The following is a 15911-nucleotide window of genomic DNA, read 5'->3' as shown; positions in this document are numbered from 1 at the left end:
TCAACGCCCGGGGTGGCCCATGCTAGAGATCGGCATGATGGACCTGGGGCTGCTCATGGGGGAGGGGGAGCTGGCGGGGGAGATGGCGCTGCTGCTTGCCTCCACCCCCAAGATCTCCGAGTTCCTCAAGCGCTCGCCCCTGCAGGGGAAGCTGCTCAGAAAGCGCATCCAGACCTGGAGCGAACAGCTTGGGGAGGAGATGCGCCACAAGCCGGTGCCGGTGGCTCTCGAGCGGGAATACCTGCTCTATCAGGCCCACCGGCAACTGCCCCTGCCGGAGCTGGTGGGGCGCCTGCCCGCCTTGCTGGAAGCCCTTGAGCAGCACAGCCCCTTCGCGGGGGATGCCCGCAGCCTGGTGCGCCAGATAGTGGCCCAGCCCACCGAGGGGCTGCGCCAGCTCTTCATCGAGAAGTGGCGCGCCAGCCTGGTGGGCAGCCTGTTGCAGTTGCAGCAGCAGATAGCGGAGGCGGAGCGGGAGAAGCAGCGCCAGGAGATAGAGGATCAACTGCTGGCCAACCGGACCCTGGCCGCTGCCCTGGATCCGCACCAGATCTCCGCCGGGGGGCTCTGGGATCTGGCCCAGGGGAGCTGGCACAAGCGCAGCCTGGCGCTGGTGAAGCAGTACGCCGGCATGTTGCAGCAGGAGCCTTTGCTCGCGGAGATCGCCGCCCTGCTTGGGCGCAGCGAGCGGGAGCGGCGCAGCGAGGACAGGACGCTGCCGCCGGTGCCTGTGCACGAGCTGGAGGAGGTGCAAAGTGACGATGTGCCCGACGATCTGGTGGGGGTGCACCCGGCCAGCGATCTGATGCGCCTCCTGCCGAGCGAGGCGGTGATGCTGGCGCTGCCGGAGCTGGAGCTGGAGTTCTATCGCCGTTATCTGGAGCGGCGCCTGCTGAGCTACCAGTCGCGGGGCACCCTGCCGCGCCAGCGTCTGATGCTGCGCTCCCCCGAGCAGGGAGGGCAGGAGGTGCAGCCGCGTGGCCCTTTCATCGTCTGCGTCGATACGTCAGGTTCCATGGGGGGCTATCCGGAGGAGTGTGCCAAGGCGCTGTTTCTCGCCCTGCTCAAAGGGGCGATGGAGGAGAAGCGGGGCTGCTATCTGATGCTCTTCTCCACCGAGGTGGCGACCCTGGAGATCACCGCCGACACCGGGCTTGAGAAGGCGGAGCGCTTTCTCTCCATGAGTTTTCACGGGGGGACCGATCTGGTGCCCTGCCTGGAGCAGGCCCTGACCCAGCTTGAACAACCCGCCTTTGCCAAGGCCGACGTGCTGGTGATCTCCGACTTCATCGCCCAGAACCTGCCCCACGCCCTGCTCGAGCGGATGAACCGGCGACGGGCGCAGCAGACACGCTTCCATGCGGTCGCCATGTCCCGTCACGCCAAGGCGGCCATTTTGCGGGTGTTCGACAACAGCTGGCTGCTCGATTGCGGCCTGCGTGGACGCCTGCTGCGGCGCTGGCAGCGCCATTGAGGGCGCTCAGGCTCAGAGCGTGGGCCTGTGGTAGAGGCCCCGTTCGTTGACCTGCTCCTGATCCAGCAGCGGCTGACCGCTTGGCTGGGCAATGTAAAAACCCCGCTTGCCGCTGCGCTTGACCCTGTACATGGCCTGATCCGCCCGGGCCAGTGCTGCGCCGAAATCGTCCTGGGGCCGGATGGCCGCAATCCCCATGCTCAGTCCCACCGAGGCGTCCCCGTTGGGCAGCTCGAAGGGGGTGGCGATGGCATCGATGCACTGGCGGGCGAGGTGGCTGGTGCGGGGATCGTCGCACGCCCAGGGCAGCAGCAGCACGAACTCGTCCCCGCCGATGCGTCCCAGCCGTACCTCCTCGGCGCAGCAGTGGCGAAGGCGCTGGGCAAGGGAGACCAGCAGTTCGTCACCTGCCCGGTGGCCCAGGTTGTCGTTCACCAGCTTGAAGTCATCGAGATCGATGAAACAGATGGCCTGGTACTCCCCGGGAAAGTGGCGGTGCAGCGCGGTGCGGTTGAACAGGCCGGTGAGGGGATCCCGGTGGGCAAGCTGGGCGAGCTGCTGCTCGTACTCCTTCTCGTGGGTGATGTCGATGTGGGTGCCCATCACCCGGACGGGGTTGCCCTGATCATCCCGCTCCACCACCCGGCCCCGGTCCAGCACCCAAGTGGTCTTGCCATCCTTGGCGATCATGCGGTGCATCGCCTGATAAAACGGGCTCTTGCCCTCCAGATGGTCGAAGAAGGCCTGCAGCACCTGCTCCCTGTCCTCCGGGTGCAGGTGGGCGCGCCAGACGTCGAAGTGGGCCGACAGCTCCTTGGGCTGGTAACCGAGCATGGAGCCCCAGCGCCGGTTGAAGATGATGAGTTTGCCGGTGGGCACATGGTTCTGCCAGATGCACAGGCCGGTGCCATCCATGGCTGCGTCCAGCTTCTCCCGCGCGTCATCCGCGATGCGTTTGAGACGCTCGTTCTCCAGCAACAACCTGTCGTAAGCCTCCCTCAGCTCCTCGTAGGTCATTCCTCATCCCTTCCCCTGTTCGAAAGCATATATAGTCGATGCACTCTCTCCTTCTGTAAAGAAGGGGATAGGGGAGGCTCTTGTTCGATATGAGGAGTTTTCTCACCCTCTGGCGGCTGTGCGCCCAGAGTCTGTGGGGATATGATGACAGCGGTGAGCGCGGCGTCCGGCCAGTGAAGAGGAGAAAATGTCCGCATGAAGATCCTGATGGGAGGTGGTCTGTTGCTGGGGGTTGCCCTGGCCCAGGCGACGCCACTGGCTGGGGACGAGTTGCAACTGGCGTTGCAGCGACTGGAAGAGTCGACGATGCCGGTGCAGGTGTTTCGCGAGCGCGTCGCCGCCCTGACTGCCGAACAGGCACACTATCCGCTCGAGGTGCAGGGCCGCCTTGCCCGGCTGCAGTGCTGGGCCCAGCCGAGTGAACGAGACGAGGAGTTTCGCCGCGCGGTGGCGTTTGCCGAGCAGGGGCTGGCGCAGGCCCGTGCCCGCAAGGACAGGGTCACCGAGGTGGGGTTGCTCGCCTGCCGCGGGTATCACCGGCAACTGCTCGGCAACATGGCCGGGGCCGGGGAGGATTACGACGCCGCCCTGACCCTGGCTCGCCGACTCGGGGATGAGCGTCAGCGTGCCGACATCCTGAGCCTGCGGGGGGAGATGTACTCCTACCAGGGGGAGCTGGCGGAGGGGCTGATGGATCTCATCGATGCCCACCAGCGCTACGAGGCGCTCGGGCTGGAGGCCAAGGGGCGCGAGGTGCTCGCCAATATTGCCAATGCCTATCGCAGGATGGGGCTCTATGAGCGGGCCGAGAGCTATTTCAAGGAGCTGGAGCACGACTACCGGCAGCTCGGGGTCGAGGAGTACCTGGTGGACATTCACAGCCAGCAGGGGCTCCTCTACATCGACACCGAAGAGTACGACAAGGCGCTGCCCCTGATGGCCGAAGCGGAGCGTTACTATCTGGGGTCAAACCAGGAAGGGGTCCTGGCCTGGAGCCGAATCGAGCTGGCCACCATCCTGCAGAAACAGGGCAAGCCGGACCAGGCCATGATCAAGCTCGATCAGGCGGCAGCCTCCCTTCATCAAGGGGAGGGGGCGGACAGCGTCACCCTGGGCCACTGGCACCTCGTCATGGCCGAGGTCCTCGAGGCCCTGAACCGACCCGGCGAGGCGCTGCGGCACCTGGACGAGGCCGAGCCCATCTTTACCCGGGAGCAGAACCTGCGCTTCCTCGCCCGGGTGCATGAGACACGGGCCCGGGTGCTGGAGCGTCAGGGGCATATCCAATCGGCCCTCACCAGCCTCAAGACCTATGTCGAGACCCGCCAGGCCCTCGAGCTCAGATTGCGGGAACAGCGCTCCTTGCAGATGCGTTTCGAGTTCGATCTCGCCCGCAAGGAGCTGGAAAACCAGACCCTCAGGTCCCAGCAGCAGTTGCAGGCGGAGAAACTCAAGCAGTTGCAGGAGCGGCGCTACTGGCAATACCTGGTGGTGGCCCTGCTGCTGGTGGTGATGGGTACCCTGGTGGTGCACCAGCGCGGGCGCACCCGCAAGATGCAGCGCCTCGCCATGACGGACGAACTGACCGGCATCCACAACCGGCGCCAGATCCAGGCCAAGGGGCGCAAATGGTTCACCCAGGCGCGGGAGGAGGGCAAACCCCTGTGCGTGCTGCTGCTGGATGTGGATCACTTCAAGAAGGTGAACGACCAGCTGGGCCACCACGTGGGGGACAGGGTGCTCACCGCCGTGGCCCAGTGCATCGAGGAGCAGTTGCGCAGCCTCGACAGGGTGGGGCGCAACGGCGGCGAGGAGTTTCTGGTGCTGCTGCCGGATACCCTTCTGGGCGAGGCCGTCGAGGTGGCGGAGCGGATCCGCCTCGCCGTCGCCTGCCTCGAGATTGAGGGGGTGCCTGCGGATCACCCCATCCGCATCAGCATCGGCTGCGCCCAGTACAAACCCGAGGATGACAACCTGGGCGAGCTGGTACGCCGGGCCGACGAGGCCATGTACGAGGCCAAGCTGGCGGGGCGCAACCGGGTGATGACGGCCCGGTGAGGCCGACCCCGGGCCCCGTGATAGCGGGCTGGGTATTTTTCACTCGCGCGGGTATAATGCCGCGCAATTTTGCTTTGATCCGGGGCCAGACCCATGTAATGCAACGCGCTTCTCCTGTCTCCACCGGCGGTCACTGACCCGCCCGCGTGGTGTCGTTGTCTGCATGGGCGCCCTGATTCCAAGGTGCTGTCCCGCATTTTTCCCACGGTGGCTCCAGGCCGCCGCTCAATAGAAGAACGTCGAATTATGTCAGCTGAATTTCTGAGTGAAGTCTCCAAGAGACGCACTTTTGCGATCATCTCGCACCCGGATGCGGGTAAAACCACCATCACCGAAAAGGTCCTGCTGTTCGGACAGGCCATTCAGCGCGCCGGTACCGTCAAGGGCCGTGGCTCGGGCCAGCACGCCAAATCCGACTGGATGGAGATGGAGAAGCAGCGCGGTATCTCCATCACCACTTCCGTGATGCAGTTCCCCTACGCCGACTGCCTGGTCAACCTGCTCGATACCCCGGGTCACGAGGACTTCTCCGAAGATACCTACCGTACCCTCACGGCGGTCGACTGCTGCCTGATGGTCATCGACGCCGCCAAGGGTGTTGAAGACCGGACCCGCAAGCTGATGGAAGTGACCCGGCTGCGCGACACCCCCATCCTCACCTTCATGAACAAGCTGGACCGCGAAGTGCGCGACCCGATGGAGGTCATGGACGAGGTGGAGCGCGAGCTCAACATCATGTGCGCCCCCATCACCTGGCCTATTGGCTGTGGCAAATCCTTCAAGGGTGTCTATCACCTCTACAAGGACGAGACCTATCTCTATCAGAGCGGTCAGGGCCACACCATCCAGGAGAAGCGGGTGGTCAAGGGGTTGAACAACCCCGAGCTGGATGCCGCCATCGGCGACGATCTGGCTGCCCAGCTGCGTGGCGAGCTGGAGCTGGTGCAGGGCGCCTCTCCCGAGTTCGATCACGACGCCTTCATCGCCGGCGAGATGACCCCGGTCTTCTTCGGGACCGCCCTTGGCAACTTCGGTGTCGACCACATGCTGGACGGCCTGACCGACTGGGCGCCAGCCCCCATGCCGCGCAAGGCCGAGAGCCGCGAAGTGGTGGCGACTGAGGAGAAGTTCTCCGGTTTCGTGTTCAAGATCCAGGCGAACATGGACCCGAAACACCGCGACCGTATCGCCTTCATGCGTATCGTGTCAGGTACTTACAGCAAGGGCATGAAGATGCGCCACGTGCGCATCGGCAAGGACGTGAACATCTCCGACGCCGTCACCTTCATGGCCGGTGACCGTGAACAGGCGGTCGAGGCCTGTGCCGGCGACATCATCGGTCTGCACAACCACGGCACCATCCAGATCGGCGACACCTTCACCCAGGGTGAAGATCTCAAGTTCACCGGCATCCCGAACTTCGCACCTGAACTGTTCCGCCGTATCCGCCTGCGTGACCCCCTCAAGCAGAAGCAACTGCTCAAGGGGTTGGTGCAGCTCTCCGAAGAGGGGGCGGTGCAGGTGTTCCGTCCGCTCATCAGCAACGACCTCATCGTCGGTGCGGTCGGTGTGCTGCAGTTCGACGTGGTGGTCTCGCGCCTCAAGAGCGAGTACAACGTCGAGGCCATCTACGAGGCGGTCAACGTCGCCACCGCCCGCTGGGTGGAAGGGACCGACGTCAAGAAGTTCGAGGAGTTCAAGCGCAAGAACGAGGTCAACCTGGCCCTCGATGGGGGTGACAACCTCACCTACATCGCGCCGACCATGGTCAACCTGCGCCTGGCCCAGGAGCGTCACCCGGACGTTCACTTCCGCCAGACCCGCGAACACTGATCACCCTGCCCGCACCCAGCGGGTGGCTGATGACCAGAGAGACCCCGCTTCGGCGGGGTTTTTTGTTATGGGGCGTGTCATTGGAAGGGGCGGCGATCCCCATCCGGGGCTTGATGAATGAATAAAAATCAAGGATAAGTGATTTAAATTTCACCCATGGAGAGAGACATGTCCGTCACCCAACCCGTAGAGGCGCAGTTTGCCGCCTACAATGCCCACGATCTCGATGCCTTCGTGGCCTGCTTTGCCCCGGATTTCAAAGGCTATCGCATGCCGACCGAGACGCCGAGCACAGTCGGCAAGGGGGCGCTGCGGGCCTTCTATGCGGAGCACAGATTCAACAACCCGCTGCTCAAGGCCGAGCTGCTGTCACGCACCGTCTTGGGCAACAAGGTGTTTGATCACGAGCTGATCCATGGCCTCTCCCTTGAGCCCATCGAGAGCGTGGCGGTGTTCGAGGTGAAGGAGGGTCTTATCCAGACCGCCTGGTTCTATTTCCCTTCCTGAGCGCCGCGACACGGGCCTGCCGGCGACAAAGCTGGTATAAGAGAAAGTTCCCTGCGGGCATCCCCTGGTCTGCCCGCGTCTGGACAATAACAAGGAGTACACCATGCTTGGACGCATCACCCACCTCTTCCCGCTTTGGGCCCTGCTGTTTTCCCTGCTGGCCTACTGGCAGCCCGAGCCCTTCGTCGGCCTCAAGGGCCAGATAGTGCCGCTGCTGACCATCATCATGCTGGCCATGGGGCTGACCCTCAAACCCCAGAACTTCCTCGACGTGGTGCGCAACAAGAAGGCCATCGGCCTCGGGCTGGTATTGCAGTTCAGCGTGATGCCGCTGGCCGCTCTGCTGGTCAGCCTGTTGCTGGGCTTTGATGCCGAGTTGACCGTGGGAATGGTGCTGGTGGGCAGCGTCGCCGGTGGCACCTCTTCCAACGTGATGTGCTATCTGGCCAAGGGCGATGTGGCTCTCTCCATCACCATGACAGCTCTCTCCACCCTGCTCGGGGTCCTCGTCACCCCCCTGCTGGTGCAGCTGCTGGCTGGCAAGAGCGTCGACGTGCCGGTGCTGGACATGCTGCTGAGCCTGGTGAAGATAGTGCTGATCCCTGTGGTGTTCGGGGTGGTTGCCAATGTCTTCCTCCACTCCCTGACGGCACGTATCGAGCCCGTGCTGCCGCTCGTCTCCATGGCCGCCATCGTCATGATCATCGCCATCGTGGTCGCCCTCAACGCAGGGCAGTTCGCCAGCATCGGCCCCATCGTGGCGCTGGCGGTGATCCTGCACAACGGCATCGGCATTGTGGCGGGCTACTGGGTCAGTCGCTGGCTGGGCTTTGAGGAGCGGATCTGCCGCACCGTGGCCTTCGAAGTGGGGTTGCAGAATTCTGGCCTCGCCACGGCGCTGGCCATGAAATTCTTCACTCCCGCCTCGGCCATGGCTGGCACCCTCTTCTCGGTCTGGCACAACCTGTCCGGCTCTCTGCTGGCCGGGGTCTGGGCCAAGCGACCGCTTTCCCGGCCTGCTGGGACCCTGGAGCAGCGCGCTGGCTGATCAGGGGGCGCAAGATGAAACAATAAGGGGCCATGGGCCCCTTGTTGTTGTTTGAGCTAGTCGAGCGCCAGCACCATGCAGATCTCGCAGGCGTCGTGGCCTGTGCAGCCAAGGGGCCCCGGCAGGTGTTCGAAGCCCAGGGATTCATAGAGGGCGGTGGCTTCCCGCAGCACGGCGGTGGTCTCCAGATAGCAGCGCTGGTAACCCAGGGCGCGAGCCTCGGCCAGCGCCTGCAACACCAGCCGCCGTCCCAGCCCCAGCCCCCGCAGGGCGGGCAGGAAGTACATCTTCTGCAGCTCGCACACATCCGCTGCCCCCGCCAGCGGCGCTATGCCGCCCCCGCCAAGAATGGTGCCGTCCGGTCCCTCAATCACCCAGTAGCGGCTGCGCTCCCCCTGATAGGTCTCGTGGAGAAAATCGAGGTTGGGATCCGCCACCCCGTACCCCTTGTCGGCGGTGAGGCCGTATTCGGCGGAGACGGCGCGCACCACGGCGGCGATCCGGGGATTGTCGGCCGGGGTGATGGGGCGGATGACGAACCCCTGCTGGCGGCGGGCGCGGGAGAGGGCGCTGCGATAGAGCCGCATGCCCTCCCAGATCTGCTCGCACTCGGCGGGGGAGAGTTGGGCCAGGGCCCCCGCCATGGTCTCGTCCATCTGCCGGTGCAGCTCCTCAAGCTGTGCCTTGCCCGGCTCGGTGAGGCTCGCCTCCTTGCTGCGCCCGTCCGAGGGGTGGGGTTGCCAGGCGATAAGCTCCCGCTCGGCGAGGCGGGCCAGGGGGCGGCTGGCGTTGGACTTGTCGATGCGAAGGCGCTCGGCAAGCTGCTGGTTGGTGGCGGGACCGTTCTCCAGCTCGATGAGCAGGTGGGCCTCTAGGGGGCTCAGGGCCAGCGAGCCGCACTGCTGGGAGAGCATGCCGAGTTCGCGTACCAGTTCCCTCGACAGGGCGCGCAGGGGGCGGGGATCCATGGGGTTGTCTCCTTGTGATGGCATTTGGTTGTTATGCGCAACCAATACCATCTTTTGGTTGTTGGTGACAACTATTTGCGTGAAAAAGGGGACAGGCAGGCAGAAAAAAGGGCCCGGGAGGGGGCCCAAACATTGGAAACCCGCGCGGGGGCGCGGATCCCATCCTTGGTCAGGCAAGGCGCCGGCGAGGGTTAGACCAGTTCCGCCAGCATGGTGTCGGCATAGGGGGTCAGCGCCTCTCCCTGCTTCACCTTGGCGAGGTAGTCCGGGTTGGCGATGAGGGGGCGACCGATGGCGACGAGGTCGAAGCGGTCCGCCTCGATGGCCTCGAGCGCGGTCTCGGCGCTGTAGTTGCCCACCCCCACCAGGTGGCCGTCGTAGCGGGCACGCAGGTAGTCGGAGGCGCGGCCGTCCAGGTAGTCGAAGGTGAGGCTGTCATCGAAGATGCCCAGGTGCAGATAGGCCAGAGTGCGCTGGTTCAGTTCGGCCAGCAGGTGGTCGAACACGGCGCGATCCCGGGCATCCCCTTCCAGGTGCACATAGGCGCCGGGGGAGAGACGAAGGCCGGTGCGATCCCCGCCGATGCGGGCGGCGATGGCATCCACCACCTCCAGCGCGAAGCGGCTCATGTTCTCGGGGCTGCCGCCGTAGTTGTCGGTGCGCAGGTTGCTGGCGTGGTGCAGGAACTGATCGATGAGGTAGCCGTTGGCACCGTGGATCTCCACCCCGTCAAAGCCCGCCTCGATGGCGTTGGCGGCGGCCTGGGCGTAATCCTCGACCAGCTGGGCGATTTCGCTCCCGGTCAGGGCGCGCGGCACTTGATAGACCAGCTCGCGCATGCGCGGCACCGTGCCCTCATGGGCGATGGCGGAGGGGGCCAGCACTTCGGCGTGGTGGAAGAAGGGGTGGGAGAGACGGCCCACGTGCCACAGCTGGGCGAAGATCTTGCCGCCGTTGGCATGCACGGCGCTGGTCACTTTCTTCCAGCCGGCGATCTGTTCGGCGCTGTAGAGCCCCGGGGTATTGGGGTAGCCCTGCCCGTCCGGACGGATGATGGTGGCTTCGGAGATGATGAGGCCGATGTCGGCGCGGCGGCCGTAGTAGGCGGCCATCTGTTCGGTGGGCACCAGACCCGGGCCCGCCATGCAGCGGGTGAGGGGGGCCATCATGAAACGGTTCGCGAGGGTGAGGGTGTCGTTGAGGCGATAGGGCTGAAACAGGGTATTCATGATCGTCTGTCCTGAGGGAGTGATTCTTGAACGGGCATTCAAGACGTTTTTTGGTTTGTGTGCAAGTATTTTTTGAGCAAGCATTCAACATGGATTGACGGGGGAGGCTGGGGTAAACTTGCCGCCCTGTTTTTTCCGTCCCGCGGGACCTTGCCACCGGAGACCCCATGCGCAGCGCCGAATACGATCGGGATGCCGTCTTGCGAAACGCCATGGAAGCCTTTCGCGCCAAAGGCTATGCCAAGACCACCATGCAGGAGCTGGTGGCCGCAACCGGCCTGCACCCGGGCAGCCTCTATGCCGCCTTTGGCAACAAGCGCGGCCTGCTGCTGGCGACGGTCGATCACTATGTGGCAGAGAAGGGGGCCCTGCGCCGCCGCTGCCTGGCACAGCCCAGCCCGCTGGCGGGGCTGCACGCCTTCCTCGAGCAGGTGGTGGACGATGCCCTGCAGGGCTCCTGCCTGCTGACCCGCACCCTGATGGAGCTGGCGGAGCAGGACGAGGAGCTGCACCTTCGCTTCAAGGCCATCTACGGCGAGCTGGAACAGGATCTGGCCGGGCAGCTGGCCCTGGCAAAGGCGCAGGGAGAGCTGGCAAAAGAGGGGGACATCCCCACCCTGACCGCCTTCTTGCAGGTCCATATCCAGGGACTGGTCACCTTCGCCCAGTGCCACCCCGACCGCCCTCTGCTGGCCGGTGTCGTCGCCCGGATGATGAGCGCCCTGCGGGCGTGATGCGCCGCCCATAAACAACCATGGCTCCTGCGGGAGCCATGGTTGTTTATGGGGATGCCACACGCCGCCGGGTTGTTTGCTCCCTTCTCCCACTTATTTACAAAAGAATGGGAGAAGGGCTGGGGATGAGGGGGAGGGCTCGTGCTCAGCGCAAAGAGAGCAAAAGAAGTTCCAGTACGGCCTCCATCCGACTCAACACATCGTTATTCCACACCCTGATCACCCGAAAGCCCTGCTGATTGAGGTAGGCCGTTCTTGCGCCATCATGTTGCCGCCCTGCCGGTTCGTTGTGCTGCGATCCATCGACCTCGATGATCAACCTCTGCTCAAGAGAGATGAAATCGACAATGTAGGGCCCGATGGGCATCTGGCGACGGAATTTCACCCCGGCCAGACGGCGGTCGCGCAATTGCAGCCACAGCTTCTGTTCGGCAAGGGTGGCTTCTCGCCTCATGCGCCTGGCAAATGGATGGGTTCTCATGGTGCCTATCCAGAGCTGTTTGACCCTATTAGATATAGCCATTCCCCGGTCTGGTGACTGAGTGGGTGGCGTCCCCTCACCCTGACCCTCTCCCAGAGGGAGAGGGGACAGATCGAGTGACAGTTGTCATTTTGTTGGTCATCTCGGGGCCATCGTGGTGTGGTGTGACATTGAACTGATGAATCGATAGGTCGATGTGCTGGTGGGATGTATTCCGCCCTAGCAGACAGGTTGTTTGCGATGCTGCCAGTGGCGCAGATCCGCTCCCTTCTCCCCTTGCGGGAGAAGGGTTGGGGATGAGGGAGGGGAGTCACACGCCGTCGGGTTATTCAGGAGTCACCAGCTCTTTCATCAGATGCTTGAGCCACACCTGGGCCGGCTGCTGCGCATGCTGCTTTGGTATGCCAGCCGCTGCCGCTTAGCCCGAATTCACCAGGTCCTTCATCAATGCCTTCAACCAGATCAACGCCGGTTGCTGGGCGTGGACCGGGTGCCAGACGCAGTTGAGGTGATAGTCCGGCACGTCGTCGGGCAGGGGCAGGCTTTTCAGCGGCCAGTGGCTGGCGAGCAGCTCGGCCACCATGCTGGGCAGTACCAAGAGGTGGTCGCTCTGGCTCACGATGGCGGCGGCGGACATATAGCTCTGGCTGTTGACCGAGATGGTGCGGCTATGGCCCAGGCTCTGCAAATAGCGGTCGAGGCTCGCCTCCGAGGTGCCGAGCGGCGAGTGGAACACATGGGGCATCTCGATTAGCTGGTCGAGGGTGATGCGCTCCTCCTCCAGCTCCAGGGTGGCGCGCACCAGCCCGGCCAGGGGTTCGGTGAGCCAGGTCTCCTTGCCCAGATACCCCGGTACCTGCATGTACTCGTCAAACCCCAGCACCAGGTCGATTTCGCCGCTCGCCAGCTCGGCTTCGGGCAGGGTATCGCGCAGGATGCGGATTTCGATGGTGACGCCGGGGGCCAGCTTCCTGAGGCGCTGGATAAGGGGCGGGATCAGCACGCACTCCACGTAATCTGTGGTGCAGAGCACGAAGCGCCGCTTCGACTGGCTCGGCTCGAACTCTTCTTCCTCGGTGAGCTGCTGCTCCAGCAGCCGCAGCGCCTGCTGCACCCCGAGATGCAGCCGCTGGGCACGCGGGGTCGGCAGCATCCCCTGCGGGGTGCGTACCAAAAGCGGGTCGCCGAGAAAGGTGCGCAGCCGGTTAAGGGAGTGGCTCATGGCTGGCTGGCTGATAAAGAGCGCTTCGGCGGCGCGGGTGACGCTGCCCTGCGTCATCAGGGCGTCAAACGCGAGCAGCAGATTGAGGTCGAGCTGGTGCAGTTTCATGGGGGGATTATTCGCCGTGTTTATGGGACAATCCATCCTATTCATTTGATGGATGGGGGCGCAACGTCTTAATCTGCGACCCACTCTTATTTTTCCGGGTTCCCGCGCCGCATCTGGCGTAAACGGGGGCCTCAATCCATGCAAGGAGCCTTGCGATGAGCATCAAGACCATTAACTCCACGCCGGCCGCCGACGGCTTCACCATGCCCGCCGAGTGGGCGCACCAGCAGGCCGTCTGGATGATCTGGCCGTTTCGCCCGGACAACTGGCGCGTAGCCGGTCGCTTCGCGCAAGAGACCTTCGCCAAGGTGGCGGATGCCATCGGTGGCGCCACCCCGGTCTTTATGGGGGTACCGGCCCAGTTTATGGAGCAGGCCCGCGCCATCATGCCCGCTCACGTCACTCTGGTCGAGATGAACAGCGATGACTGCTGGGCTCGCGATACCGGCCCGACCATCGTCACCAACGCGGCCGGCGAGTGCCGTGGGGTGGATTGGGGCTTCAACGCCTGGGGCGGTCACAAGGGCGGTCTCTACTACCCGTGGAATCAGGATGAGGAAGTGGCAGCCCAGATGCTGACCCAACACGGCATGGCTCGCTACGATGCGCCGCTGATTCTGGAAGGGGGCTCCATCCACGTTGATGGCGAAGGCACCTGCCTGACCACCGCCGAGTGCCTGCTCAACGAAAACCGCAACCCGCACCTGACCAAAGCGCAGATCGAAGCTCACCTGCGCGACTATCTGGGCGTCACCCGCTTTATCTGGCTGGACGAAGGCGTCTATATGGACGAAACCGACGGCCACATCGACAACATGTGCTGCTTCGTGCGTCCGGGTGAAGTGGCGCTGCACTGGACTGATGACCAGAACGATCCCCAGTACGCCCGCTCCGTGGCCGCCCTCAAGGTGCTGGAAGCGGCGGTGGATGCCAAGGGTCGCAAGCTGAAAGTGTGGAAGCTGCCCCAGCCGGGCCCGCTGTTCTGCACCGAAGAGGAGTCTGCCGGTGTCGAGAGCGGCAGCGGTGTGCCGCGCGAGGCAGAAGGCCGTCTGGCCGGTTCCTATGTGAACTTCCTGATCACCAACGATCGCATCGTCTACCCGCTGCTGGATGCCGCCACCGATGGCGAAGCCCAGCGCATTCTGGAAGAGATCTTCCCGGAGCACACCGTGATCGGCGTACCGGCTCGCGAGATCCTGCTGGGCGGTGGCAATATCCACTGTATTACCCAGCAGATCCCTTCAGGTCAGTAAACTGGTCGAAGAATGTAGAAATTCAAAACCCCACGCCGTGGGGTTTTCTCTCTTGATGGTGTGATGGTCGCAGGCGCTGATGCGGCGATCATCATGACAAACAGTCACCCTTTTACAGGAGATCCCCATGATCGAAGTGACCGAGGTTTCCATTGCCGAGCTGCGTGCCGCGCTCGAATCAGGCCGCACCACAGCAGTCGAACTGGTCAAGGCCTATCTGGCCCGTATCGAGGCCTACAACGGCCCCGAGACTGCCACCAAACTCAACGCCGTGGTGGTCGCCAATCCCGATGCGCTGAAAGAAGCCGAGGCTTCCGATGCCCGCCGCGCCCGTGGCGAGACCCTGAGCCCGCTCGACGGCATCCCCTACACCGCCAAAGACAGCTATCTGGTCAAGGGGCTGACCGCCGCCTCCGGCAGCCCGGCCTTCAAGGATCTGGTGGCCCAGCGCGATGCCTTTACCGTGGAACGGCTGCGCGCCGCCGGTGCCATCTGCCTTGGCAAAACCAATATGCCGCCGATGGCCAATGGCGGCATGCAGCGCGGCGTCTATGGCCGTGCCGAGAGCCCCTACAACGCGGACTACCTGACCGCGCCCTTTGCCTCCGGCTCCTCCAACGGTGCCGGTACTGCCACCGCCGCCAGTTTCGCTGCCTTTGGTCTGGCGGAAGAGACCTGGTCGAGCGGCCGGGGTCCTGCCTCCAACAACGGCCTGTGTGCCTACACCCCATCCCGTGGCGTGATTTCGGTGCGTGGCAACTGGCCGCTGACCCCGACCATGGACGTCGTCGTGCCCTATGCCCGCACCATGAATGATTTGCTGGAAGTGCTGGATGTGGTGGTCGCCGACGATGCCGACACTCGCGGTGATCTGTGGCGCATGCAGCCCTGGGTGCAACTGCCCAAGGCCTCCGAAGTGCGTCCGGCTTCCTATCTGGAGCTGGCTGCCAAGCCCGATGCCCTCAAGGGCAAGCGCCTCGGCGTGCCACGCATGTTTATCAACAAGGATGAACTGGCCGGCACCAGCGAGCACCCCGGCATCGGCGGCCCGACCGGTCAGCGTATCCATACCCGCGACTCCGTGATTGCCCTCTGGGAAGAGGCGCGCAAGGCGCTGGAAGCCGCGGGCGCAGAAGTCATCGAAGTGGACTTCCCGCTGGTCTCCAACTGCGAAGGGGACAGACCCGGCGCGCCGACCGTGTTCAATCGCGGCATCGTGAGCCCGGAGTTTCTCAATGACGAGCTGTGGGAGCTCTCCGGCTGGGCATTTGACGACTTCCTGCGCGCCAACGGCGATCCCAAGTTGAACAAACTTGAAGATGTCGATGGGCCGAAGATCTTCCCCCACGATCCGGGCACCCTGCCGAACCGCGAGGGCGATCTGGCGGCGGGCATGGACGAGTACGTCAAGATGGCCAAGCGCGGTCTCAAGCGTTTCGACGAGATTGCCTCTGTGCCGGACGGCCTGCGTGGTCTGGAGAAGACCCGCAAGCTGGATCTGGAAGAGTGGATGGACGGGCTCAAGCTCGACGCCGTGCTGTTCCCGACCGTCGCCGACGTCGCCCCGGCTGACGCGGACGTGAATCCGGCCTCCGCCGATATCGCCTGGAGCAACGGCATCTGGGTTGCCAACGGCAACCTCGCTATTCGCCACCTCGGCGTGCCGACCGTCACCGTCCCCATGGGCGTCATGACCGATATCGGTATGCCGGTGGGCCTGACCTTCGCCGGTCGCGCCTATGACGACAACAACCTGCTGCGCGTCGCCTCGGCCTTCGAGTCCACCGGCAGCAAGCGTATGGTGCCGCCGCGGACGCCGCCGTTGGGGTGATTGTTTTTGGTATTAAATAGCTAGGGTTCATGTACAGGATCTTTAGCGCCAACCAATTGAAATAGATATAAAAAAGGCTTCGTTTGTGATCTAATTTTATCGCCAAACAAAATCAACACGCGCGAAGCCTATGACCATTATTAATGCT

Annotated in this window: 13 protein-coding genes; 8 read left to right on the top strand and 5 right to left on the bottom strand. The window is 63.8% G+C overall.

Annotated features, from left to right (window positions below):
- The first annotated feature begins 19 nt into the window (after positions 1 to 19).
- Positions 20 to 1474 carry an ATPase RavA stimulator ViaA gene (viaA, locus tag ACNPAA_RS12575; protein WP_417891799.1) on the top strand — a complete coding sequence of 485 codons (1455 nt, stop codon included), beginning with the start codon at positions 20 to 22 and terminating at the stop codon, positions 1472 to 1474.
- 12 nt (positions 1475 to 1486) lie between these two features.
- Here the strand turns inward: viaA and ACNPAA_RS12570 are convergent, their stop codons facing one another.
- On the bottom strand, positions 1487 to 2491 hold the full coding sequence (locus ACNPAA_RS12570) for a sensor domain-containing diguanylate cyclase (protein ID WP_143238062.1): 1005 nt from the start codon (positions 2489 to 2491) through the stop codon (positions 1487 to 1489).
- Between the two features lie 195 nt (positions 2492 to 2686).
- Here ACNPAA_RS12570 and ACNPAA_RS12565 point away from each other — a divergent pair, with 195 nt between their 5' ends.
- The 4 genes from ACNPAA_RS12565 (at position 2687) to ACNPAA_RS12550 (ending at position 7937) form a co-directional block, all read left to right on the top strand.
- Positions 2687 to 4549, top strand: coding sequence for a diguanylate cyclase (locus ACNPAA_RS12565; RefSeq protein WP_043155378.1), 1863 nt, complete (start codon positions 2687 to 2689; stop codon positions 4547 to 4549).
- A gap of 243 nt (positions 4550 to 4792) precedes the next feature.
- Positions 4793 to 6382, top strand: coding sequence for a peptide chain release factor 3 (gene prfC, locus ACNPAA_RS12560; protein WP_089503670.1), 1590 nt, complete (start codon positions 4793 to 4795; stop codon positions 6380 to 6382).
- A gap of 168 nt (positions 6383 to 6550) precedes the next feature.
- Entirely contained in the window at positions 6551 to 6889 is a 339-nt protein-coding gene (locus ACNPAA_RS12555; RefSeq protein WP_104451827.1) for a nuclear transport factor 2 family protein, read from the top strand.
- 103 nt (positions 6890 to 6992) lie between these two features.
- Positions 6993 to 7937 carry a bile acid:sodium symporter family protein gene (locus ACNPAA_RS12550; RefSeq protein WP_113069659.1) on the top strand — a complete coding sequence of 315 codons (945 nt, stop codon included), beginning with the start codon at positions 6993 to 6995 and terminating at the stop codon, positions 7935 to 7937.
- 56 nt (positions 7938 to 7993) lie between these two features.
- Here the strand turns inward: ACNPAA_RS12550 and ACNPAA_RS12545 are convergent, their stop codons facing one another.
- Positions 7994 to 8905 (bottom strand): bifunctional helix-turn-helix transcriptional regulator/GNAT family N-acetyltransferase, encoded by a 912-nt coding sequence (locus tag ACNPAA_RS12545; protein WP_113069660.1) that lies wholly within the window; start codon positions 8903 to 8905, stop codon positions 7994 to 7996.
- 191 nt (positions 8906 to 9096) lie between these two features.
- Positions 9097 to 10134, bottom strand: coding sequence for an alkene reductase (locus tag ACNPAA_RS12540; protein WP_161470181.1), 1038 nt, complete (start codon positions 10132 to 10134; stop codon positions 9097 to 9099).
- Between the two features lie 167 nt (positions 10135 to 10301).
- Here ACNPAA_RS12540 and ACNPAA_RS12535 point away from each other — a divergent pair, with 167 nt between their 5' ends.
- Positions 10302 to 10868 (top strand): TetR/AcrR family transcriptional regulator, encoded by a 567-nt coding sequence (locus ACNPAA_RS12535; protein WP_114523140.1) that lies wholly within the window; start codon positions 10302 to 10304, stop codon positions 10866 to 10868.
- 145 nt (positions 10869 to 11013) lie between these two features.
- Here the strand turns inward: ACNPAA_RS12535 and ACNPAA_RS12530 are convergent, their stop codons facing one another.
- Both ACNPAA_RS12530 and ACNPAA_RS12525 read right to left on the bottom strand, forming a co-directional pair.
- Complete coding sequence (locus ACNPAA_RS12530; RefSeq protein WP_010672925.1) at positions 11014 to 11349, bottom strand: endonuclease domain-containing protein; 336 nt, start codon at positions 11347 to 11349, stop codon at positions 11014 to 11016.
- A 418-nt stretch (positions 11350 to 11767) separates the two neighbouring features.
- Positions 11768 to 12679 carry a LysR family transcriptional regulator gene (locus tag ACNPAA_RS12525; protein WP_201872771.1) on the bottom strand — a complete coding sequence of 304 codons (912 nt, stop codon included), beginning with the start codon at positions 12677 to 12679 and terminating at the stop codon, positions 11768 to 11770.
- A gap of 155 nt (positions 12680 to 12834) precedes the next feature.
- Between ACNPAA_RS12525 and aguA the strand changes: the two genes are divergently transcribed.
- Positions 12835 to 13932 carry an agmatine deiminase gene (gene aguA, locus ACNPAA_RS12520; protein ID WP_171865564.1) on the top strand — a complete coding sequence of 366 codons (1098 nt, stop codon included), beginning with the start codon at positions 12835 to 12837 and terminating at the stop codon, positions 13930 to 13932.
- A 127-nt stretch (positions 13933 to 14059) separates the two neighbouring features.
- Positions 14060 to 15763, top strand: coding sequence for an amidase (locus tag ACNPAA_RS12515; protein ID WP_171865563.1), 1704 nt, complete (start codon positions 14060 to 14062; stop codon positions 15761 to 15763).
- Positions 15764 to 15911 lie beyond the last annotated feature (148 nt).

Source organism: Aeromonas sp. PS2Canimalfood6 (assembly GCF_048276795.1).
Taxonomy (GTDB): Bacteria; Pseudomonadota; Gammaproteobacteria; order Enterobacterales; family Aeromonadaceae; genus Aeromonas; species Aeromonas caviae.
The sequence above is the reverse complement of the archived record's forward strand: the minus strand, read 5'-3'. Positions and strand labels throughout refer to the sequence as shown.